Genomic DNA, 21,157 nt, shown 5'->3' with positions numbered 1-21,157 from the left:
AAACTGGCCTGACTCCTAGTTAAACGTTCTGGACTTTCATCGCTGATGCTTCATCGTTGTGCGCTCATCAGTGTTCGGTCTTCCTTTTTAACTCTGGTGTGTACGAATCTTGTGCAGCTTGTTCCGCACACGGTACTTTTTCGCCCTGTACATTTTCGCACTGTGCTTCCAAGTACCTACGTACCTGACCTGTGTCCACGGATGCGGACGTGCGGAGCGCGCGCTTGAAAGCATGTTTGCGCTCAGCTAGCTCGAGTGCAGAAAGCGTGGGGCTAATCCATGCGCCACGGCCAGGAAGCCGCCGGAATGGATCCGCCACCGCGCGGCTGCCGTGAGGATCATTGGCATCAATGACCACCCGCAGCAGCTCCGTATCGGGCATGCGGCGACGCGTAGCGATGCAAGTACGAAGCCGTTGAGTCTGCGACATCCAACTCCTTAACTTTCGCTGCGTCTACATGTCCCTTTCTGCATCTGGGCCGTTTACTAGCCTACGCTATATATCCGCATTTCCTTAATTCGCGTCCGCGTCTGAATGAATATCGATCTTCCATCCGGTCAAACGGGCGGCTAGGCGCGCGTTCTGGCCTTCTTTACCAATGGCAAGGGACAGCTGGTAGTCAGGGACGATGACGCGCGCCACCTGCTCCTCGCTATCGAGCACGGTCACCTTGATCACCTTTGAAGGAGCCAGGGCATTGCCCACATACACGGTGGGATCTTCGCTGTAATCGATGATGTCGATCTTTTCGCCACCCAGCTGACGCATGATGTTATTCACGCGCTGGCCGCGCGGGCCGATGCACGCACCCTTGGCGTTCAGGCCCTTCGCGTGGCCGATGACGGCGACCTTCGAGCGGTGCCCAGCTTCGCGGGCGATGGCGATCATTTCCACGCTGCCATCCGCAACTTCCGGAACCTCCAGTTCAAAAAGCCCGCGCACCAGCTCCGGGTGGGTCCTGGACAAGTTGATCTGCACATTGGCACCATTGCGGTTTACTCCCACCACATAAGCCTTGATGCGGTCACCGTGCTGCAGCTTTTCCCCGGGGATTTGTTCTGCGGGAAGCAGGATGCCGTCCTGCGATTCCAGCTCGGAGCCGAGCTGGACCACGACGATGCCGCGGGCATTGGCATGCGCATCGCGCTGGACGATGCCACTGACAACGCGCCCGCTCAGCTCCGAATAGGAATCAAAAGTGCGCTCAGCTTCGGCCTCGCGCAGCTTGCGTAAAATGGCTTCGCGCACGGCACGTGCACCCACGCGGCCAAAGTTATCCGGGGTGTCATCGTACTCACTGGTTACTTCCCCGGTTTCGGGGTCGCGCTCGGTAACGATGACGCTGACGGCACCGGTAGTGGTATCGATGTCTACCCGGGACTTGGCGCCTTCGGCCTTGCCCTCCGCGGTGGATTCGCGGTAATCCAGGTAGGAATACAACAAGGCACTTGCAATCGACTCCAACAGGTCATTGACTGGGACCTGCCGTTCGGATTCGATGGTGCGAAGTGCCTCAAGATCAATATTCACTTGTCTATCCTCTCGATTGCCGGTTAGCTCTCGGCTTCTGCAAATGGCTGGTGCACGGCGTCTAGCTCACGTTGTGATGGCTGTGCAAACTCAATTTCTACCACTGCGTGGGCAATGTTTTCCAATCGCTCCACTTCTGTATGAACCTCGTTTTTCTCAGAGGTGATAAGGACAACGGCATCTTCGTCCGCGTTGAGTGCGCCGATGCGCGCGGTATGGCTCTTGTCGTCGCCGCGATTAAAGGTCACCTTCCTCCCCTTGTTGCGGCGCCAGTGGCGCGGTGCAGTCAACGGCAAATCCACACCGGGGGTGGAGACCTCCAAGGTATATCCAGCACCAAAATTCAGCTCGCCCACAGCCTCTAGTTCATCGAAGAAGGCCGAAATATCGTCGGAGACTTCCTCTAATACGTCGGAGCTGGGACGCCTATCGCCATCGATGCGGATGATGACCTGTGATTTCTTTCCCGCCTTGGTGGTTTTAATATCCTCCACGTCGAGCCCGCGGGCTTCTAGGCGAGGTTGGAGCAAATCAGTTAATTGTTGTGCATCTGGGAAAGCCATGCCCACTAGCCTACGTCCTTCAAGGTACAGTCTTTTGGGTGAACCGCCGACGTATTGCTTTAACCTGTGTAGCCTCGACTGCCGCCCTGCCCGCACTCGCGGGCTGTTCCGCGGTCGATTCCGTCGTCGACTATTTTGGCCCGCGCCCAGAAGACGCGCTCGAGCGCCTTGCCGTGGCCGCCGCTAGCGATAGCCTCGCCCTCCAGGGCGTCGATGATGCGGCCGCGGATATGCGCAGCTCCCAAGCCGATGCGCTGTATGAGGAGATCGCGCGCCTCTGCGGCACCGATGACCAAGGAAACCTCCCGCACAGCTGTGAGGTGGAACGGCCCACGCAGGCACCGCCGGCCCCAGATTCCTCCCAGGTACTAGAAGAAGCCGCCTCGGCCACCACGGAAGCCGCCGATGAAGTCAGCTCTGAGTCGCGGCCGATAGTTACCCAACAGGCCATCACGCTTAATGCTTGGCTGCCTGGCGATGCCCCCGATATCCCCACGCTCTCCCAGCCGCACCGCGAGAGCGCGGCTGATTTGTTGCAGTGGGAATACGAGCAGGTCTTTGGCCTGGATTTCGCTCGGGCTTATAGCGAACCTGCTGCCGAGGGGCGCATCGATACGCTTTTAAGCCTCCATCATCGCCGCATCGACCAACTGCAAGAGGCGCTTAGCCAAAATGGCGAGGCTCCCCAGCCGGAGCCTGCCTATTCCTCCGGCGCAGCCACGCTTCCCAGCGATGCGGACTCCGCTGCCACCTTCCTCGATACCTTGGTTGAACGAGACGCCGACAAATGGCACGCGGCCGCGGTGGCTGCCGCACAACAAGAAAGCCCAAACCAGGAGTGGCTGAACTGGTTAATCGGCACCGCCGCCGAAGCCAAGGCCGCATAGTTCCCGTTTTTCCCACCGCGCCTACCTGAACATTCACTGTCCGGTGGGCAGCGAAAAATCAGCGAATTATAGGCCGATATTCATTGATAATTCGTCCAACCCCTACGTAACTTGGTGGATTACGTGCTTGATGGAGATTCCACAAGCCCAAAACACAATGAGAAGGAGTGCTTTCTCAATGCGTACTAAGAAGACCTTGCTTACTATGGCCGCAGCTACGTTGGGCATCGCCGGCATTGCCGCACCAGCCGCCAATGCAGCCCCGGCGAGCGCCTGGGACCAAGTCGCCGCGTGCGAGTCCGGCGGTGACTGGCACATCAACACCGGCAACGGCTACCACGGCGGACTGCAGTTCTCCCAGCAAACCTGGGCCGGTAGCGGCGGCACCCAGTACGCGGCTACCGCTGACCAAGCCACAAAGGAGCAGCAGATTGAAATCGCTGAAAATGTTCTTGCAAACCAGGGAGCTGGCGCATGGCCTAATTGCGGCGGCCCCGTGGCTGGCTAAACCTCTTCCGCCCGCAGCGGTCGCGTGATGCTGCGCTAGCGGCGGCATCACGCAAGCTACCGACCCCCGATTTCCTCTGGGTATCTATTTTCTTGGAAAATTGGGGAGTCGGTTCTTTTTGGTTTTATGTCCTACCCTGCGCGATCTTCCATGCGTAGCGAATCAACGGAATCTGCAGCGGCAACCGAATGATGTGATACAGCTTCTTCGGCCATCCCGCGTCGCGCTCGATCCAGGCGTGGTACATATTCGCCGGCCACACGGCAAGAAATAGCGCCGCGGCTGACGCGCCACCGGACTCGCGAGTGGCGCGTTCAGTGAGCAAACAGCCGGTAGCTATTTCCCAGGCGCCGGAAGCAAAGTTATACAACCGCGGCGAGCCCGGCAGCTGCGGCGGCACGATAGATTCAAAATTTTTAGCGCGCAGGAAATGCAGCGTGCCCATCGTAATAAGGGCCATGGGGAGCACGTATTTATTAAGTCTCATGCTTCCCCAGGCTACCTTGCCCCTGCTTATGAGCGCTGGGCCTTGGCGCGGTGCTTTAAGTTAAGCCCGCACAAGCTCGAGGAGTTTATCCACGATTTTCTCCGCCGGAACTTCCAGAGTTTCCTGCCCGCGGATGCGCAGCTCAATGATGCCGTCTTTGAAGGCGCGTCCCAAGATGGCCACAAAGGGCATGCCAAGTAACTCTGCATCTTTGAACTTCACGCCCGGGGAGACCTTGGGGCGGTCATCGAAAAGCACCTCAAGGCCTGCCTGGGATAGCTCTTCTACCAGCTTATCGCCGGCCTCCATGGCCGCTGCATCCTTATTCGCCACCGCCACGTGCACTTGGTACGGCGCCACCGCCACCGGCCAATTCAGGCCCTTTTCATCGTGGCGCTGCTCTGCCAGCACGGCCAGCATGCGGGAGATGCCGATGCCATAAGAGCCCATCGTGGGGATGGCGCGCTTGCCGTTTTCATCGAGGATTTGCACGTCAAAGGCCTCGGTGTACTTGCGGCCCAACTGGAAGATGTGGCCCAGCTCGATGCCTCGCTGCAAGGCCAAGGTGCCCTGGTTATCCGGTGCGGGATCGCCCTCTTTGACCTCTGCTGCTTCCACGAACTCATCGACGTGGAAATCGCGGCCGGCCACGCAGCCCACGACGTAGCAGTTTTGCGCATCCGCGCCGGTGATCCAGGAAGATCCCTTGACCACGCGGGGATCGGCAAAGACCTTCACGCCATTGGAGTTCAGCGCGCGCGGGCCCACAAAGCCCTGTTCCAAGAAATCGTATTGCGCATAGATCTTATCGCTTGCCAGGGTGAATTCTGCCGGTTCCAAGGCCGCTTCAAGGCGCTTGGGATCTAGTTCGCGGTCGCCCGGGATCAGAATCGCCGCCAATTCCTTCTTCTCTTCAGCATCCTCTAGCGCCGGGTGAGTTACCTCCACCATGACGCACTTGAGGATATCCGCGGCCCGAGCCTCATGGCCGTCGACCGCTATGTCCTCGGTCTTCGCCCAGTGCACCAGCGCTTCAATGGTGGCGGCATCCGGGGTACGATATTCCTTTGCCGCGGGCTGACCCGCAATGTCCTTTTCTGGGGGCGCTTGGGTCACGACCGCCTCTACATTGGCCGCATAATCGCCTTCGGTGGAGCGAACAAAAAGGTCTTCGCCCACCTCAGAAAGCGCCAAGAACTCCTCGGAGGCGGATCCGCCCATCGCGCCAGAAGTGGCCTTACAAATGGCGTAATCGATTTCCAAGCGGTCAAAAATATTCTGATATGCCTTGCGGTGACGGGCGTAGGAGGAGTCTAAGCCCTCATCGTTCATATCGAAGGAGTAGGAATCCTTCATCACGAACTCGCGCCCGCGCAGCACCCCGGCGCGGGGGCGTTCCTCATCGCGGTACTTCGTCTGAATCTGATACAGGGTGACCGGGAAATCCTTGTACGAGGAGTACATGTCCTTTACGGCATTGGCAAACATTTCCTCGTGTGTTGGCCCCAGCAGCAGGTCCGCATTCTTGCGGTCCTGCAGCCGGAATAGGTTGGGACCGTATTCCACCCACCGGTTGGTCTTTTCATAGGGCTCGCGCGGTAGCAGCGCTGGGAAAAGCATCTCTTGCCCGCCAATGGCATCCATTTCTTGGCGTACCACGTCTTCAATCTTGCGCAGGGTGCGCAGCCCTAATGGCAGCCAGGTATAAATGCCCGGCGCGACGCGGCGCACGTAACCGGCACGCACCAGCAGCTTGTGGCTGGGGACCTCGGCATCGGCTGGGTCCTCGCGAAGGGTGCGGAGAAATAGTTCAGAAAGGCGGGTAATCATGGTCAAAATATACATCGCTACCCTATCTATATGCTCATTGTCCTCCCTCCTTCAGAAACCAAGGCCCATGGCGGCACGGGAAAGCCGCTCGATTTTGCGCACCTATCTTTTCCAGAACTTACCGATACGCGGCGCGAAATCGCCGCTGAGCTGCAGTCTCTTCCCGTTGATGAGGCGATGGTGACGCTGAAGCTCTCGGAAAAGCTGCGCAGTGAGGCCGAATCCAACAGCCAGCTTTTTACCACCCCCACCATGCCGGCGGTCGAGCGCTATACTGGCGTGCTTTTTGATGCACTTTCGGCATCCACCCTTCCCTCGTGGAGCCGCCTTGCTATTGGCGATGCCCTCTTCGGCCTCCTGCGCGCCGACGACCCCATCCCCCATTACCGCTTATCGGGCGGAACCAAGCTGGGCGGTCGCACCATGAAGTCTTTTTGGGGCAAGCAGATAACGCAGGCACTAGAAAACATCGACGAGCTGGTTGTGGATCTGCGATCGGGCACCTACCAGCAATTGGGCCGGCTGCCTTCGGCGGTGACGGTGCGGGTGGAAAGCGTGCAACCGGATGGCTCGCGCAAGGTGGTCAGCCACTTTAATAAGCACTTTAAAGGCCTGCTGGCCCGGGAGCTGGCGCTTTCGCCCGCCGATGCCTTCAGCGCCGCCGATGTCGCCGCTATCGCCCGCGCGGCCGGCATGACGGTGGAGGAACCGCCGCACGGCTCACGGGAGCTTACCCTCGTCGTATCCCCGTAGGGTGTGAGTGCCTGGCAGGAGCTTAGACCACGGCGCGGCGGCGCTGGACGGCCGCTGCCCCACCGAGGACAGCTACCACCATGGCTAGGACGATAACGCCGGATACCCACTGCGGGGCCATGAGCCCGAAGGTGTTTTGGCCTTGGAAGAAGGTGCGCAGGTTGGCATCGGGCAAAATCTGCAGGATGATTTTGGCCCAGCCCATATCCATCGAGGTCAGTACGCTTTCGATGACGAAGTACTCAATAATGAGCAACATGGCCGCGAAAGTGCCGCTGCGCAGGATATATGCCAAGCCGGTAGCGAGCAGGGTGTAGACGATGTATTCCACAAAGGTAAATAGGAACACGGCGTTATCTGGGTAGTGCACGAAGCTGGAGAAGTCATACGAGCTGCCGAGCGCAGCGTTAAACAACATTCCGAGGATGCCTGCCAAGGCCGCGGCGGCAACGTTAGCCACGGTAATGACGAGGATCTGGCTCGAAAGCACTTGTAAACGCCGGTTGGTAGATAGGTAGCTCCAGGCTACGGTGCCTTTCTGTAAGTCGCCACCGACGAGCGTGGCCGAAGAAAAGATCATGATGACCACGGCGAAGATGGCGCCGATGGCTAGGTCAGAGGATTGGAGGGCGCTGTCGTCATTGCGGATAGCTCCCATCAGCACGTTGGCGGCTGTCAGCCCGACGGTGATGATAGCGAGGTATACCCACGTTGAGCGCAGGGAAAATATCTTGCGGGATTCGGAAACGATGGTATTCATGGCTCGTCATCTGCCTTTCTTAAGCGAGTTATGCGGAGCGGTAGTCCAGGTGGTCTGCGGTAGCGCCGAGGAAGGCGTCTTCTAAGGAGGGATGCTTGACCTCAAGGCTGCTGATGCGGATGCGGTGGTCAAAGCACAATTGGCCGACCTCGTCGCGGTATAGACCGGTAATGCGCAGCACTTCCCCATCAAAGGAGGTCTCCGCCTGCGAATCGTGCAGCAGGCGAGCCAGCTCTTCGGGCTGGTCCACGACGACCTCCACGGTGGTAGCACCAGAGGCGTTGACGAATTCTTCTACCGTGCCTTCGCCGACGAGCTTGCCCTTGCCGATGACCACTAGGCGGTCCGCCGTGAGCTGCATTTCTGAGAGCAGGTGGGACGACACCAGCACGGAGCATCCCCCGGCGGCGAATTCGCGGATGCGGTCGCGCATCCAGTGCACGCCTTCGGGGTCGAGGCCGTTGACGGGTTCATCGAGAAGCAAGTGCTTGGGCTGTCCCACCATGGCGCAGGCGAGGCCCAGGCGCTGTTTCATACCAAGCGAATAGCCCCCGATGCGCTTTTTCGCCACCTTTCCGAGCCCGACGCGCTCCAGGGTGTCATCGACGTGATTCATCGATACCCCCTGCAGTGCTGCCATATAGCCCAGGTGCGCGCGGGCGCTGCGGCCGGGGTGGAACCAGTTGGCATCGAGCAGAGTGCCCACCATGGAGGCAGGATCGGATAGTTCGCGAAATGGGGTGCCATCGAAAGTGGCGGTGCCGGAGGTGGGATTTTCTAGACCGACGCACATGCGCATCGTGGTGGATTTGCCGGAACCATTGGGTCCAAGGAACCCGGTGACCTGGCCATCGGGAACCTCGAAGGAGAGGTTGTCTACTGCTGTAAAGGAACCGTATTTCTTGGAAAGCTGTGTGACTGTGAGCATGGTTTTATCCTGGCGCTTTCCCGGCGCGAAGTAACCATCCTCGAGGCGGATTTAGCCGTTCATCCCTGGGGATGAGAAAGCAGCTCCTCTACGGTGACTACCCCATGGGTATAGGCATACAGCACGGCCTGGACGCGGTCGCGGGACCCAGTCTTGGTCAGCACGTGGCGCACGTGGGTCTTGACCGTTGCCATGGAGACAAACTCCTCTTCGGATATTTCGGTATTGGAATACCCCAGCGCCATGAGCCTTAAAATATCCATCTCGCGCGGGGTGAGCTCCGCTGCAGGCGGGGTCGTGGCGGCATCGGCGCCGGGCTGCGCTGCCGCAGCGGTATGCGAAGCCGAGTGCTCCTTCCCGCTATCCCCACCCTCCTCGCTGCGGACTTGTTGGAGCACCTGGGCGGTAATGCGCGGCGAAAGCACGGCCTCGCCCGAGTGCACGGTGCGAATGGCGGAGAGCAGCTCCTCGGGCTCGACGTCTTTGAGCAAGAATCCAGACGCCCCAGCAGAGATTGCGCCGTGGACAAAGTTGTGATCATCAAAGGTGGTCAGCATGATGACCTTGGTCTCCGGGAATTCTGGGAGAACTTCCTCCGTGGCCGCAATGCCGTTGACCCGCGCCATTTGCACGTCCATGAGGATGATATCGACGGGCTCTTGCCGCGCAAGGTCCAGTACCTCATCGCCATCGGAGGCCTGCCAGACCACGCTCATATCCTCCTGCGAGCCGATCAGCATGGCGAACCCGGCGCGCAGGAGCGGTTGGTCATCGACAAGCGCAATGCGAATGGGCTCAGGTTCCTGTTCCGGATTAGACATGCGGTACCTCCACGGTGATTGCAAACGTTCCATCCTCGGCCTTGGTGGACACACTGCCACCATAGGCCTTTACGCGCTCTTTCATCCCGATGAGGCCGTAGCCTGGCGTGTGGTCCTTGTCCGGCTGCGCCATGGGGTTGTGCCCCTCGATAACAAGCGCCGACCTATCGCTGCGAAAGCGCAGGGTTCCCCTATTTTGGCTGGAGTATTTGAGCATATTGGTCAGCATCTCCTGCACGATGCGGTAGATGGTGAATTGATAGAGCTCATCGCTATCGGCGGGTAGCTTTTCCATGCCGTAGACGGTGATATCGAAGCCGGCGCGCCGGGCCTCCGAAAACAGCCCGGCGATGTCTGAGGTGCCTGGGGCCTTGGTTTCCCCGCGCGAATCCTCTTCGCGCAAGACGGAGAGCAGGCTGCGCATCTGTTTTAAAGACTCGCGCGAGGTGGAGGCGATGGTATCGAGCGCCTCCGTGGCTACCTTGGGGTCTTTGGTGGCGGCGAACCGGGCGCCATCGGCAAGCGCAATGACGCCAGCGAGGTTGTGGGCGACGATGTCATGCATCTCGCGGGCGATGCGGTTGCGCTCGACGGCGCCGGCCATCTCCGCGCGCTCGATGAGCAGCTGTTGGCCCTCCCGGCGCTTCCGATTATTGGTGCCGAGCAGGTAGAAAAAGCCCAAGACCGGCCAGCCGAGCAGGACCGTGCCGGCATAGGCAAGCAGCGGGCTCATGGTCGCATCGCCCAGGCCGATGTCGCTACCCGCGAAGAGCTTTTCCCCAAATAGGCTTGCGGTGGTTCCGGCCAAAGAGCCCAAGGCGATCCAGGAAAGCCAGATATAGCGCAAGCGCTTGCGGGAATGCGTGCCGATGAGAAAGGCCGTGTAGGCAAAAATCGGGGCGTGGAAGTTTGCCAGGGAGGCCAAGGGCGTGAAAATGCACAGCGTCATGGTGCCGGCAACGAAGAAAATGGACTTTTCTTGCAGCTTGGGATGCAGCCACAGCGCCAGCGGGATGCCGACGGTGTACAAGACCGCGACGATGGCCTGGAAGGGCGAATCGGTGTGTAAAAAGTTCGCGGCGTTGGGCAACAGCACGCCGAAGAACACGGGGATAATGATTCGCCACGGCGGTCCAATCCAGTCGCGCAGACGATCCGGCCAAAGCTTAGTCATAAGGGCAAGGCTAGCGCAGAAGCCAGCCTGCCGGCCTCATCCCCAGGGCTGACTAGACTGGCGGGCATGCAACTCCAGTTCTTTGAAGTCGATGTCTTTGCCACCTCGGCGTTTTCCGGTAACCCGCTCGCCGTCGTGGCCCATGCCGATGGGCTCTCGACGCAGCAGATGCAGGCCATCGCGCACTGGACCAATTTTTCTGAAACTACGTTCTTGCTCGAGCCCACCGATCCCGCGGCGGACTATCGCGTGCGCATTTTTACCCCGCACGAGGAATTCGATTTCGCCGGCCACCCCACCCTGGGCAGCGCCGCCGTCTGGCGGGCACTCGGCAATAAACCGCAGAAGGAAGGCACCATAGTGCAGGAATGCGGGGTGGGGATGGTCTCCGTGCGCGAAAGCGGGAGAATTTATTCTTTTGCCACCCCTCCCCTGCGCGCGAGCGGGCCGCTGAGCAGCGCCGAACTGGCAGAGGCCTGCGCGGGCTTGAATATCGCAGAAGCAGATGTCATCGATTCCGCTTGGGTGGACAATGGGCCTGGTTGGCGGCTTTTACAGCTGCGCGATGCCGCGGCCGTGCGCGCGGTTCAGCCCGCCGCAACCCGACCCAAGGTGGGCGTGGTGGGCATGTGTAATAGCAGCGCGGGTACTGATTCCGCCGCCTATGAAGTGCGCGCGTTTACCGCAGGATTCGAGGATCCTGTCACCGGCTCCTTCAACGGCGGTGCCGCACAATTCATGCGCTCGCGCGGGCTGGTCCCTGCCCGCTACACCGCCTGCCAGGGCAGCCAGCTGGGACGAGACGGGGAGGTCTTTATCCACGATGACGGCGCCGATATTTGGGTCGGCGGCCGCGTCCACATCCGCGTGCAAGGAAAATTGGAGGTCTAAAATGCACCTACACCACGACTATGCAAAGCACCTGCCGGACTTGGTGGCGGCAACGCACGGCGAGGAACAACCGGATCCTAAGCTCGTGGTTCTCAATGAAGAGCTGGCCCGACAGCTGGGCCTCAATACGGACTGGCTGCGCTCTGCAGAGGGCCTGGATTTCCTCTTGGGCCGCGGCGGCGGGCATGCCATGGCCTATTCCGGTTTCCAATTCGGCTCCTTCAACCCGCAGATGGGCGATGGCCGAGCCATGCTCTTGGGCGAGGTGGAAAAAGACGGAAAACTGTGGGATCTCCATGCCAAGGGCACGGGGCTGACCCCCTATTCCCGCCTGGGTGCCGATGGCCGCGGCACCCTTTCATCCATGCTGCGCGAATACCTGATTTCTGAGGCCATGCATGCCCTCGGCGTGCCCACCACGCGCTCGCTCGCCGTGATTTCCACCGGCCGGCCCATCCAGCGCGGCCACGTGCAGCCGGCGGGCGTCCTGGTCCGCGTGGCCGCCAGCCACATCCGGGTCGGAACTTTTCACTATGCCGCGCAGTCCGGCCACCTCCAGGCTCTCGCGGACTACGCCATCGCGCGCCACTACCCTGGGGCAGACTACCGGGAGTTCTTCCAGGGCGTGATGGACCGCCAGATAGCCACCGTGTCTTCGTGGATGCGCTTGGGCTTTATCCACGGGGTAATGAATACGGATAACACCACCATCTCCGGTGAAACCATTGATTATGGCCCGTGCGCCTTTATGGAGGCTTACTCTCCCGATACGGTATTTTCCAGCATTGACCAGCAGGGACGCTATGCCTTTGGCAATCAACCAGCCATCCTGGGCTGGAACCTCGCCCGGCTCGCGGAATCGCTCGTGCCGCTTTTTGATGCCGATATCAACGCCGGGGTCGACTTCGCGCAAGAGACCATCAACGGGTTCCAGGAGAAATTCGCCACCCAGCGCCACAGCGATATAGCCGCGGCCCTCGATTCCACCACCGAGGTAGCCTCCGCCTACCTTACTGCGATGCAGCTATCTCGCCCGGATATCACGTTGGCGCACCGTGCGCTTGCCGATGCCGCCCGCGGCCACACCCTTCCTGCCCAAGAGCTCTTCACAGGTACGGACTTCCTGGATAGCTACCTAGCCACTCACCCCGCCCCGGATGCCGTGGATGCTGCCATGCCCCGGGTCATTCCCCGCAACATGGCCGTCGAAGCCGCGCTGCGCGCCGCCGAGGCGAGCGATATGCAGCCCTTTACTGAGCTCCTCCACGCCGTGACCCACCCGTGGGAGCCGCATCCGTCCTACGAACAGCCCGACCCGAATGGGCTTGCAGGTTTTCTCACCTACTGCGGTACCTAATTTTCTAGCCACCCCGAATTCAAAAGTTGCACAGCACAAAGCCCTCCGCGCAGTACGTTCTGCACGGAGGGCACGGGCTGGGACTTAGTCCCAGCCGAAGGCGTTTTAGCGCTCTAGCTTCAGCGTCTTCTGGGTGTATTCCCACATCTCGTTGTAGAAGTCCTCATCATTGGCCAGCTTCATGCCGTAGGACGGGACCATCTCGCGAATCTTATCGCTCCAGTCAATCATGCGCTCGCCAAAGCAACGCTCCAGCAGCTCCAGCATGACGGCTGGGGCAATCGAAGCACCCGGGGAAGCACCGAGCAGGCCGGCAATATTGCCCTCCTGGTTATTAACCAAGGCGGTACCAAACTCGAGGGAGCCAAAGCGCGGTGCACCAGCAGGCTTGATGACCTGTACGCGCTGGCCGGCAATCACGGTTTCCCAGTCACTTTCCTTCGCATTCGGGACGTATTCGCGGAGGGAATCAACGCGGTCAGAGAAGTCCTTGCGCACCTCATCAATGAGGTACTTGGTCAGGCCGAATTCCTGCACGGCAACGCCCAGGTAGGAGGTGATGTTATCCGGGCGGATGGACTTGAAGAGATCCAGGTAGGAACCCTTCTTCAAGAACTTCGGGCTCCAGCCGCCGTACGGGCCAAACAGCAGGCCCTTCTCGCCGTCGATAACGCGGGTATCCAGGTGCGGCACGGACATCGGAGGAGCACCCACCGCTGCCTTACCGTAAACCTTAGCCTGGTGCTGCTCAATGAGCTCCGGATTCTTGGCGCGCAGCCACAGGCCGGAAATGGGGAATCCGGCGTAGCCAGCTACTTCCTTCACCTTTGCCTTGCGGAGCAAGTCCAGGGCGTAGCCGCCGGCACCGACGAAGACGAACTTCGCCTTCACCACGGTGATATCGCCAGTGTGCTTGTTCTTGGAATAAACCTTCCAGTCGTTTCCGTCGCGGTCGATATCGAAGACCTCGTGGCCGTAACGGATCTCCGTGCCAGATGCGCGCGCCGCGGTCAGGAACTGCTTGGCCAGGGCGCCGAAGTTCACGTCGGTGCCGACTTCGGTCCAAGAGATAGCGACCTTATTGGAAAAGTCGCGGCCGTCCGCCATGAGCGGCAGCTTCTCCGCAAAGGTGGATTCGTCATCAGAGAACTGCATGCCGGGGAACATGTGCTTTTCACTCAGCACCTCGTAGCGGCGCTTCAGGTAGTCCGCCTGGATTTCGCCCTGGGCGAAGGAGACGTGCGGGACTGGGTTGATGAACTCGCTGGGTTCAGTCAGGATGCCGTTGTTGAGCTGGTGGGACCAGAACTGGCGCGACTTCTGGAACTTCTCGTTGGTCGCAATGGCCTTAGAGATATCGATGCGGCCGTTCTTCTCTGGTGTGTAGTTGAGCTCGCACAGGGCGGAGTGGCCGGTACCAGCGTTATTCCACGGCGAGGAGGATTCCAGGGCGGGGCCATCAAGGCGCTCAAAGATCATCTGGGTCCAGCTCGGCTCCAACTCGCGGAGCATAGCGCCCAGAGTGGCGCTCATGATGCCGGCACCGACCAGTGCGACATCGACCTCATCTACAACTTGTGCTGTCTTCTTTGCTGAGGACACTGTGTTATAACCTCTTCGAATTGAAAATTTATATACATCGGCGCGTTCTGCACCATATATTTTAAGCGCTTTGCGCCCCACACCGCGACTGTTGTGCACAGCCAACCTGCCGATGTGTCACGCATTAACGCCTTACCTTACGCTTTTCTTTTCTCGATTGGTTTTTCTCCCCCACCCTGGTCACCACAATATGGGGCGACCTGTTATACAGTTCACATTTCACTGAAATAATGGCAGGTCACGCAGCTACCGTAGTGACGACCAACTGTTGACTAGACTCGTGTCATGGCTACAGCAACTCCGTCATGGGGGCCCGATATCCTCGGCCCCGATTTTCAATCAGCCACCCTCGACCTTGGCCCCGATCCCGATGGCGAGGGGGATATTGTCACCACCCTCGTCCGCTATGCGCCAGGCTCGGCCGCAGGCTCCACGGATTCGGGCCCCGCCGATCCTTCTTCGCCTTCTGCCACTTCCCGCCCGGCCTTGGTATGGCTGCACGGGATGACTGACTACTTCTTCCAAACGCACGTCGCACAGCACTTCGCGGCACAAGGCTATGACTTCTACGCGGTTGACCTGCGCAAATGCGGCCGATCGCACCGCCCGGGCCAGTCCTGGCACTACGTTTCGGACTTGTCCTTATATAACGCGGATCTTTCCGCAGCCCTCGATGCCATTACAAACGACGAGGTAATCGTTATCTCCCACTCCACCGGTGGCCTGATTGCGCCGCTGTGGATGGACTTCTTACGCCGCCATGACGCGGAGCGCTTCTCCCGCCTGAAGGGCCTCATCCTCAATAGCCCCTGGCTGGACATGATGGACGTTCCCAGCTGGGCCGTATCAGCGCTGAAGCCGGCGATATACTCCACCGCCAAGATCGCACCCAAGATCGCCTTGCCTGGGGGCAACCTCACTGCCTATGGCGAATCGGTGCACAGCGACTTCTACGGCGAGTGGGACTACGACCTCAGCCTGAAACCATTAGCCGGGCATAAGAAATATATCGGCTGGCTGGCCGCCGTCTTCCACGGTTTTGACGCCATACACAGCGGCCGCATTAATGCCGGGGTCCCCGTATTGACGCTGCAATCTACCCGCTCGCTATTGGGCACGCCCTACTGCGATGCGGTCAATCATGCCGATTGCATCATCGATGTCGCACAGACCCGACGGTGGGCAAAAGAGCTCAATGCGCACTACACGCTGCGTTCCATCGAAGGCGCGCGCCACGATGTCTTTTTATCCCTCCCCCACCCCTTAGAAGAGGCCTTCGCGGCGTGCGATGCGTGGCTTCCCACCATTGTGGAAGCGCCCACACCAGCATAAATACCCAAATTGGACACATGGATTAAGGTACAAATATGACCACAATTGATACAGCAAATACTCCGGCCGCTGAGGAACACTACGCCCTCATCATCATTGGCACCGGTTCCGGCAACTCCATTGCCAACCGCGATTTTCACGATAAGAAGATTGCCATCATTGAAAAGGGCCGCTTCGGTGGCACCTGCCTGAATGTCGGCTGCATCCCCACCAAGATGTACGTCTACGCAGCCGATGTCGCCCTCGCCGCCCGCGAAGGCGAGCGCCTCGGCATTGACGCCCAGGTCAACAACGTGGAGTGGAACTCCATTGTGGAGCGCGTCTTCCACAACCGCATTGACCAGATCGCCCAAAGCGGCGAGGACTACCGTCGCGGCGACAAGACCCCGAATATCACCGTCTACGACGAGCACGCACGCTTCGTCGGCTCTAAGACCATCCAGACCGGCGATCACGTCATCAGCGCCGATCAGATCGTTGTTGCTACCGGCTCCCGCCCGGTAATCCCTGAGGTCTACGCCAATTCCGGTGTGAAGTACTACACCAACGAAGACATCATGCGGATGGACCGCCAACCAGAAAGCCTGATCATCGTCGGCGGCGGCTATATCGCCATGGAATTTGCCCACGTATTCGATGGCCTCGGCACCAAGGTCACCGTGGTCAACCGCAGCGAGACCTTGCTGCGCCACCTCGATTCCGATATCTCTTCACGCTTCAACGAAATTGCCCGCGAGCGTTTCGATATACGGGTTGCTAACGGCACCAAGCTGGAAGAAACCGACAAGGGCGTAAAGCTGAAGCTCGATAATGGCGAAACCCTCGAGGCAGACGCCATCCTGGTAGCCACCGGCCGCAAGCCAAATGGCGATCTCATGGATGTGGACAAGGCCGGCATCAGGCTGCTGGACAATGGCCGCATTTCCACCGATGCTCATGGCCTCACGGATGCAGAAGGCGTCTGGGCGCTTGGCGATGTCTCTTCGCCCTACATGCTCAAGCACGTCGCCAACGCCGAAGCCCGCACCATCCAGCACAACCTGCTCCACCCAGAGGATCTGCAGGATCTTCCGCACGACAATGTTCCTGCCGCCATCTTCACCCACCCGCAGATCGCCTCTGTGGGCTTGAAGGAAGAAGAAGCGCGGGAGCAGGGCTTCGATGTCACCGTAAAGATTCAGAACTTCGGCGACGTGGCCTACGGCTGGGCCATGGAAGATACCACCGGTATTTGCAAGCTGATTGCGGACCGCAAGACGGGCCAGCTCTTGGGCGCCCACCTGATGGGCCCGCAGGCTTCCACCCTGATCCAGCAGCTGATTACCGTAATGGCCTACAAGATCGACCTGCGGGACTTTGCCCGCAAGCAGTACTGGATCCACCCAGCCCTGCCTGAGGTCGTAGAAAACGCCCTCTTGGGCCTCGAATGGGACTAAGGCACCGTAGCTAAGATTCCATAGTAAAAGCCGCCTCCCTGGCCACGCGCAAAGATTCATGCGCGGCGGTTAAGGAGGCGGCTTTCGCCGTGCCTAGGCCTTGAAGAAGGGCCCTAGCGATTAATCCTCATCTGGGATGGTCAGGATTTCATTGCCATCATCGGTGATGACCAAGGTGTGCTCGAACTGGGCGGTGAACTTACCGTCCCGGTTCTGCACGGTCCAGTCATCATCCCAAATATCGTAATCCAGCGAACCCAGGTTGATCATCGGCTCTACCGTCAAGGTCATGCCCGGTTCCAAGATGTCGCGGTACGTGGTGGAATCGTGGTGCAAGACCACCAGCCCATTGTGGAAGGTGGGTCCTACACCGTGACCGGTGAAATCGCGCACGACGTTATAACCAAAGCGCTTGGCATATGACTCGATAACGCGGCCGATAACGTTAATCTCGCGGCCAGGCTTTGCGGCCTTAATGCCGCGCATCGTTGCCTCTTTGGTGCGCTCTACTAATAGGCGGTGCTCCTCTGATACGTCACCGGCCAAGAAGGTGGCGTTATTATCGCCGTGCACGCCGTTTTTATAAGCGGTGACATCGATATTGACGATGTCACCTTCTTCAATCACGGTGGTATCCGGAATGCCGTGGCAGACGATTTCATTCAGCGAAACGCAGCTACCCTTGGGAAATCCCCGGTATCCCAAGGTAGATGGGTATGCGCCGTGATCACACATATACTCGTGCGCCACGCGGTCGACCTCATCCGTCGTTACGCCAGGCTTTACGGCCTTGCCGGCTTCCTTCAGCGCGTTGGCCGCGATCTTGCAGGCCTCCCGCATCTTCTCAATCACTTCGGGGGACTGTACAAAAGGCTCGCCGATGGCCTCTTGTACCTCGTCTTTCCACACATATTCCGGGCGCTCGATATCTTCTGGCACCGGCCGGATGGGGGTTGGTTTACCTGGCTTCAATTTTCCACGAGTACTCATAATTGCCCATGGTAGTCCTCATACCGCGTAGCGCAGTATCCGGGTATCGCGTCCGAGGCTGCGGATTACTCGACCATCGGCGCTGGGCCATCATTGGGACGCGAGCGGTAATCATCCAGCTTCCGCAAGAAGTTATCCGTAATGGCTACCGAGGATTCAGAGCCACCGCCCAGCACGACGAGCGTGGCGAAGGCGATATCGTCTTCTTCCCGGTAGCCCGTAAACCACGCGTGCGAGCCTTCATTGATCTCGGCCTCACCAGTCTTGCCGTAAATGGTTCCGCCTGCTTGTATTCCGCGAGCGGTACCGCTGGTGACCACCTGGCGCATCATGCCGCGCACGTTATTCAACACGTCCTCGGGAATCTGCGCCGGCTTATCCGAGGCCTTGGTCTCGCGGCCCTCAATAAGCGTCGGCGTTGGGGTCTTTCCCGCCGCCACAGAGGCAGAAACCATAGCCATGCCGAACGGACTGGCAAGGTCGTAGCCCTGACCATAACCGGCTTCGGTACGCTCCAGTACTTCCTTGCCCTCCGGAATCGAGCCGGTCGTAGTGGTGAGCCCGGGGATTTCATAATCCACCCCGAAGCCAAACTTCTTGCCGATTTCCTTCAGCTCACCGGGTGCCAGCTTGGTAGAAATATCCGCGAAGGTGGTATTGCACGATTGGGCGAAGGCCCGGCTTAACGGCACATTGCCGAGCGAAAACGCGTTGTAGTTGGTCACCACGCGGCCATAGATATCCATCGTGCCAGGGCACGGAACGATGGTATCCGTGTTCAGGTTTTGTTTTTCTACGCCCGCAGCGGCGGTAAGGATCTTGAAAACCGAGCCGGGCGGGTATTGGCCTTGCAAGGCGACGTCGCCGTCTTCGTCCGCCTTCTCGGTCTGTGCGACGGCCAGGATATCGCCATTGGAAGGCCGGATGGCCACCAGCATGGCCTGGGCGTCCGAGCGCTGATCCACTGCCTCTTGGGCCGCGCGTTGGACGTCATAATCCAAGCCCACCTTGATGGAGGGGGCGGCCTCGGGCGCATGCTTTTCGACATCGGAAAGCGCCGCACCGTTCTCATTGACGACGGCAATGGACCAGCCGGTCTCGCCGTCGAGCTCGTCATTGACGGCCGAGCGCACGCGCGATAAGAGATCGGGTGCGAGGCCGCGGTCCCGGGTCACCAGCGCGGGTTCTTCATTAATGCGGACGCCGTCCATCCCCTCCATCTTGGCGCGGATGACGGACTCCTGCTCTTCTGTATAAAGGCCCACCGAATAGGCAGAATCTGCCTTTTCTAGCTTTTCGGCGAGCTCTTTGGCGTCCACCTCCGCGATCGAGTCGTCCTCGCGGTGCGCCGCAGCAAGGGCGCTGCTGACCTTGGAGGCCGTGGGGCGGACATCGGAAAGCGAGCTCGTATCCACGATGACACGGTAATTCAGCCCGGGGCTCATCAGCTCCACCCCGTTGGAGGAGACGACGCTAGCGCGCGTGGCTTCCAAGGCGCGCAGCTCCAAATGCTGGTGCGCACCCAGGTCCGGGTGAATAATGCTGGGCTTCCACCGCACCGTCCACTCATCTTCGGCCTTGGTCAAGGTCATCTGCGTGGTATAGCTCAGGCTGCGATCCTTGGGCAGATCCCACGTGACCTTATAATCCGCCGTGGCCACGGTTTCGTCCTGCTTTACCCCCTCGAGCTCAATATCGAGGCCCTCTGCCTGCAAACCCGAGTAAGAAGCATCGAGGGCCTGCGTGGCGTCATCGGGGGAATCCGTAAGCTCTGCCAAGCCCTCGTTATTTCGGCTCTCCATGCCTTCAATGAACTCTTCTGCCACCGGCTGTGCAGATACGGGCTTAGGGGTACAAGCAACCACACCAGTTGCAGCAAGCGAGACTGTAGCAACCAGTGCGAATAACTTCTTCATGCTTTGGCACATTAGCAGCGCACGCAGCAAAAAAGACTGCCCCACACCGAGGTGCAGGGCAGTCTATTAATAATTAGCGTAGAGGCGCGCGGCTTACTGCGTCACGCGGACATCGGCCTTAGCGCCGTCCACGGCTTCGAGGCCTTCCTCATCCGCAATGCGCATTGCCTCTTCGATGAGGGTTTCCACGATTTTGTCTTCCGGCACGGTGCGCACCACTTCGCCCTTGACGAAGATCTGACCTTTTCCGTTACCGGATGCCACGCCCAAGTCTGCGTCGCGGGCCTCGCCCGGCCCGTTAACGACGCAACCCATGACAGCAACGCGGATGGGAAATTCCATGCCCTCGAGGCCGGCGGTAACTTCCTCCGCCAGCTTGTACACGTCCACCTGCGCGCGGCCACACGACGGGCAGGAGACGATTTCCAGCTTGCGCGGGCGCAAGTTGAAGGACTGCAGAATCTGGTCTCCCACCTTGACCTCTTCTTCCGGCGGGGCGGAGAGCGAAACGCGAATCGTATCGCCGATGCCTTCTGCCAAAAGGGCGCCGAAGGCGACGGAGGACTTAATGGTGCCCATGAACTTCGGGCCCGCTTCCGTCACACCCAAGTGCAGTGGGTAATCGGTCTGCGCGGCCAGCTGGCGGTAGGCCTCCACCATCAGCACGGGGTCAGAGTGCTTGACGGAAATGGCGATATCGCCAAAGCCGTGCTCCTCAAACAGGCCCGCCTCCCAGATAGCGGACTCCACGAGCGCTTCTGGGGTGGCTTTGCCGTACTTTTCCAACAGGCGCTTATCCAACGAACCGCCATTGACGCCGATGCGGATGGGGATTCCCGCATCGCCAGCGGCCTTCGCCACTTCCTTAACGCGGCCATCAAATTCACGGATGTTGCCGGGGTTGACGCGGATTGCCGCGCAGCCAGCATCGATAGCCTGGAAGATGTACTTGGGCTGGAAGTGGATATCCGCGATGACCGGGATCGGGGATTTCTTGGCGATGGCCGGCAGCGCCTCCGCATCCACCGGCTTAGGGCAGGCCACGCGCACGATATCGCAGCCAGAGGCAGTAAGCTGTGCGATTTGCTGCAGGGTGCCGTTGATGTCATGGGTCTTGGTATTAGTCATCGACTGCACCGAAATTGGGTAGTCAGAACCAACGCCCACTGGGCCTACGTGCAATTGCCGCGTTTTCCGGCGCGGGTGCAATACTGGCGGAGGCCCGTCAGGAATTCCTAGACCGATAGGACTAGACATGAATGCTCCTTATTTCTAGCTCGTGGCTCGTTGCTAAATGTTATTGCACAATAAGTGTTGAACGTCCCCACTCTAGCACTAGATGGTTAAGCGCTAAAGTGCGCGCTCGCGCTGTACACGTGCGCTAAGCGTTG

General features: G+C 59.5%; 20 protein-coding genes. 7 read left to right on the top strand and 13 right to left on the bottom strand.

All coding sequences use genetic code 11. The annotated features are described in order from the left end of the window. Nucleotides 1-67: 67 nt before the first annotated feature. The 3 genes from QP970_RS00550 to rimP form a co-directional block, all read right to left on the bottom strand. Nucleotides 68-430 carry a YlxR family protein gene (locus QP970_RS00550; protein ID WP_239269502.1) on the bottom strand — a complete coding sequence of 121 codons (363 nt, stop codon included), beginning with the start codon at nt 428-430 and terminating at the stop codon, nt 68-70. Between the two features lie 84 nt (nt 431-514). After that, nucleotides 515-1,531 (bottom strand): transcription termination factor NusA, encoded by a 1,017-nt coding sequence (gene nusA / locus QP970_RS00545; protein WP_239269501.1) that lies wholly within the window; start codon nt 1,529-1,531, stop codon nt 515-517. 23 nt (nt 1,532-1,554) lie between these two features. Continuing rightward, nucleotides 1,555-2,094 carry a ribosome maturation factor RimP gene (rimP, locus tag QP970_RS00540; RefSeq protein WP_239269500.1) on the bottom strand — a complete coding sequence of 180 codons (540 nt, stop codon included), beginning with the start codon at nt 2,092-2,094 and terminating at the stop codon, nt 1,555-1,557. A gap of 38 nt (nt 2,095-2,132) precedes the next feature. Between rimP and QP970_RS00535 the strand changes: the two genes are divergently transcribed. Further along, complete coding sequence (locus QP970_RS00535; protein ID WP_239269499.1) at nt 2,133-2,981, top strand: DUF4439 domain-containing protein; 849 nt, start codon at nt 2,133-2,135, stop codon at nt 2,979-2,981. 178 nt (nt 2,982-3,159) lie between these two features. Further along, nucleotides 3,160-3,489, top strand: a complete 330-nt coding sequence (locus QP970_RS00530; protein WP_370657795.1) for a transglycosylase family protein — start codon at nt 3,160-3,162, stop codon at nt 3,487-3,489. Between the two features lie 124 nt (nt 3,490-3,613). Here the strand turns inward: QP970_RS00530 and QP970_RS00525 are convergent, their stop codons facing one another. After that, nucleotides 3,614-3,976, bottom strand: a complete 363-nt coding sequence (locus QP970_RS00525) for a DoxX family protein (protein ID WP_239269498.1) — start codon at nt 3,974-3,976, stop codon at nt 3,614-3,616. Nucleotides 3,977-4,036: 60 nt separating this feature from the next. Then, nucleotides 4,037-5,806: a proline--tRNA ligase gene (locus QP970_RS00520; RefSeq protein ID WP_284771445.1), complete on the bottom strand. Its 1,770-nt coding sequence runs from the start codon at nt 5,804-5,806 to the stop codon at nt 4,037-4,039. 30 nt (nt 5,807-5,836) lie between these two features. On the opposite strand from QP970_RS00520, the gene yaaA reads away from it, so the two are divergent. Next, nucleotides 5,837-6,559 carry a peroxide stress protein YaaA gene (yaaA, locus tag QP970_RS00515; RefSeq protein ID WP_239269496.1) on the top strand — a complete coding sequence of 241 codons (723 nt, stop codon included), beginning with the start codon at nt 5,837-5,839 and terminating at the stop codon, nt 6,557-6,559. Nucleotides 6,560-6,581: 22 nt separating this feature from the next. Here the strand turns inward: yaaA and QP970_RS00510 are convergent, their stop codons facing one another. From QP970_RS00510 to QP970_RS00495, 4 genes are read right to left on the bottom strand one after another with little or no spacing between them, the layout of a single operon-like run. Beyond that, the gene (locus QP970_RS00510; protein WP_239269495.1) at nt 6,582-7,319 is read right to left on the bottom strand and encodes an ABC transporter permease; all 738 of its coding nucleotides are present in this window, start codon (nt 7,317-7,319) and stop codon (nt 6,582-6,584) included. 28 nt (nt 7,320-7,347) lie between these two features. Continuing rightward, a complete protein-coding gene (locus QP970_RS00505; protein ID WP_284869380.1) occupies nt 7,348-8,247 on the bottom strand; it encodes an ABC transporter ATP-binding protein in 900 nt (299 codons plus the stop codon). A gap of 59 nt (nt 8,248-8,306) precedes the next feature. Continuing rightward, nucleotides 8,307-9,068, bottom strand: coding sequence for a response regulator (locus QP970_RS00500; protein ID WP_239269493.1), 762 nt, complete (start codon nt 9,066-9,068; stop codon nt 8,307-8,309). Continuing rightward, entirely contained in the window at nt 9,061-10,242 is a 1,182-nt protein-coding gene (locus tag QP970_RS00495; RefSeq protein ID WP_284869379.1) for a sensor histidine kinase, read from the bottom strand. Before QP970_RS00495 ends, QP970_RS00500 begins: the two co-directional genes overlap by 8 nt. Nucleotides 10,243-10,308: 66 nt before the next feature. On the opposite strand from QP970_RS00495, the gene QP970_RS00490 reads away from it, so the two are divergent. Then, entirely contained in the window at nt 10,309-11,133 is an 825-nt protein-coding gene (locus QP970_RS00490; protein ID WP_239269491.1) for a PhzF family phenazine biosynthesis protein, read from the top strand. Nucleotide 11,134: 1 nt separating this feature from the next. Further along, nucleotides 11,135-12,490, top strand: coding sequence for a protein adenylyltransferase SelO (locus QP970_RS00485; protein WP_239269490.1), 1,356 nt, complete (start codon nt 11,135-11,137; stop codon nt 12,488-12,490). Nucleotides 12,491-12,595: 105 nt separating this feature from the next. Here QP970_RS00485 and mqo read toward each other — a convergent pair whose 3' ends face one another. Further along, entirely contained in the window at nt 12,596-14,092 is a 1,497-nt protein-coding gene (mqo, locus tag QP970_RS00480) for a malate dehydrogenase (quinone) (protein ID WP_005278731.1), read from the bottom strand. A 285-nt stretch (nt 14,093-14,377) separates the two neighbouring features. Between mqo and QP970_RS00475 the strand changes: the two genes are divergently transcribed. Both QP970_RS00475 and mtr read left to right on the top strand, forming a co-directional pair. Next, nucleotides 14,378-15,424 (top strand): alpha/beta hydrolase, encoded by a 1,047-nt coding sequence (locus QP970_RS00475; RefSeq protein ID WP_239269489.1) that lies wholly within the window; start codon nt 14,378-14,380, stop codon nt 15,422-15,424. Between the two features lie 35 nt (nt 15,425-15,459). Next, entirely contained in the window at nt 15,460-16,860 is a 1,401-nt protein-coding gene (gene mtr, locus QP970_RS00470; RefSeq protein WP_284869378.1) for a mycothione reductase, read from the top strand. A gap of 120 nt (nt 16,861-16,980) precedes the next feature. On the opposite strand, the gene map is transcribed toward mtr, so the two are convergent. The 3 genes from map to ispG form a co-directional block, all read right to left on the bottom strand. Beyond that, nucleotides 16,981-17,850, bottom strand: coding sequence for a type I methionyl aminopeptidase (map, locus tag QP970_RS00465; protein WP_005283598.1), 870 nt, complete (start codon nt 17,848-17,850; stop codon nt 16,981-16,983). Between the two features lie 65 nt (nt 17,851-17,915). Continuing rightward, complete coding sequence (locus QP970_RS00460; protein WP_284869377.1) at nt 17,916-19,766, bottom strand: penicillin-binding transpeptidase domain-containing protein; 1,851 nt, start codon at nt 19,764-19,766, stop codon at nt 17,916-17,918. 93 nt (nt 19,767-19,859) lie between these two features. After that, nucleotides 19,860-21,023, bottom strand: coding sequence for a flavodoxin-dependent (E)-4-hydroxy-3-methylbut-2-enyl-diphosphate synthase (gene ispG, locus QP970_RS00455; protein ID WP_239269486.1), 1,164 nt, complete (start codon nt 21,021-21,023; stop codon nt 19,860-19,862). Nucleotides 21,024-21,157 lie beyond the last annotated feature (134 nt).

Origin of the sequence: Corynebacterium sp. MSK073, assembly GCF_030232085.1 — a bacterium.
In the GTDB taxonomy this organism is placed as follows: Bacteria; Actinomycetota; Actinomycetes; order Mycobacteriales; family Mycobacteriaceae; genus Corynebacterium.
The sequence above is the reverse complement of the archived record's forward strand: the minus strand, read 5'-3'. Positions and strand labels throughout refer to the sequence as shown.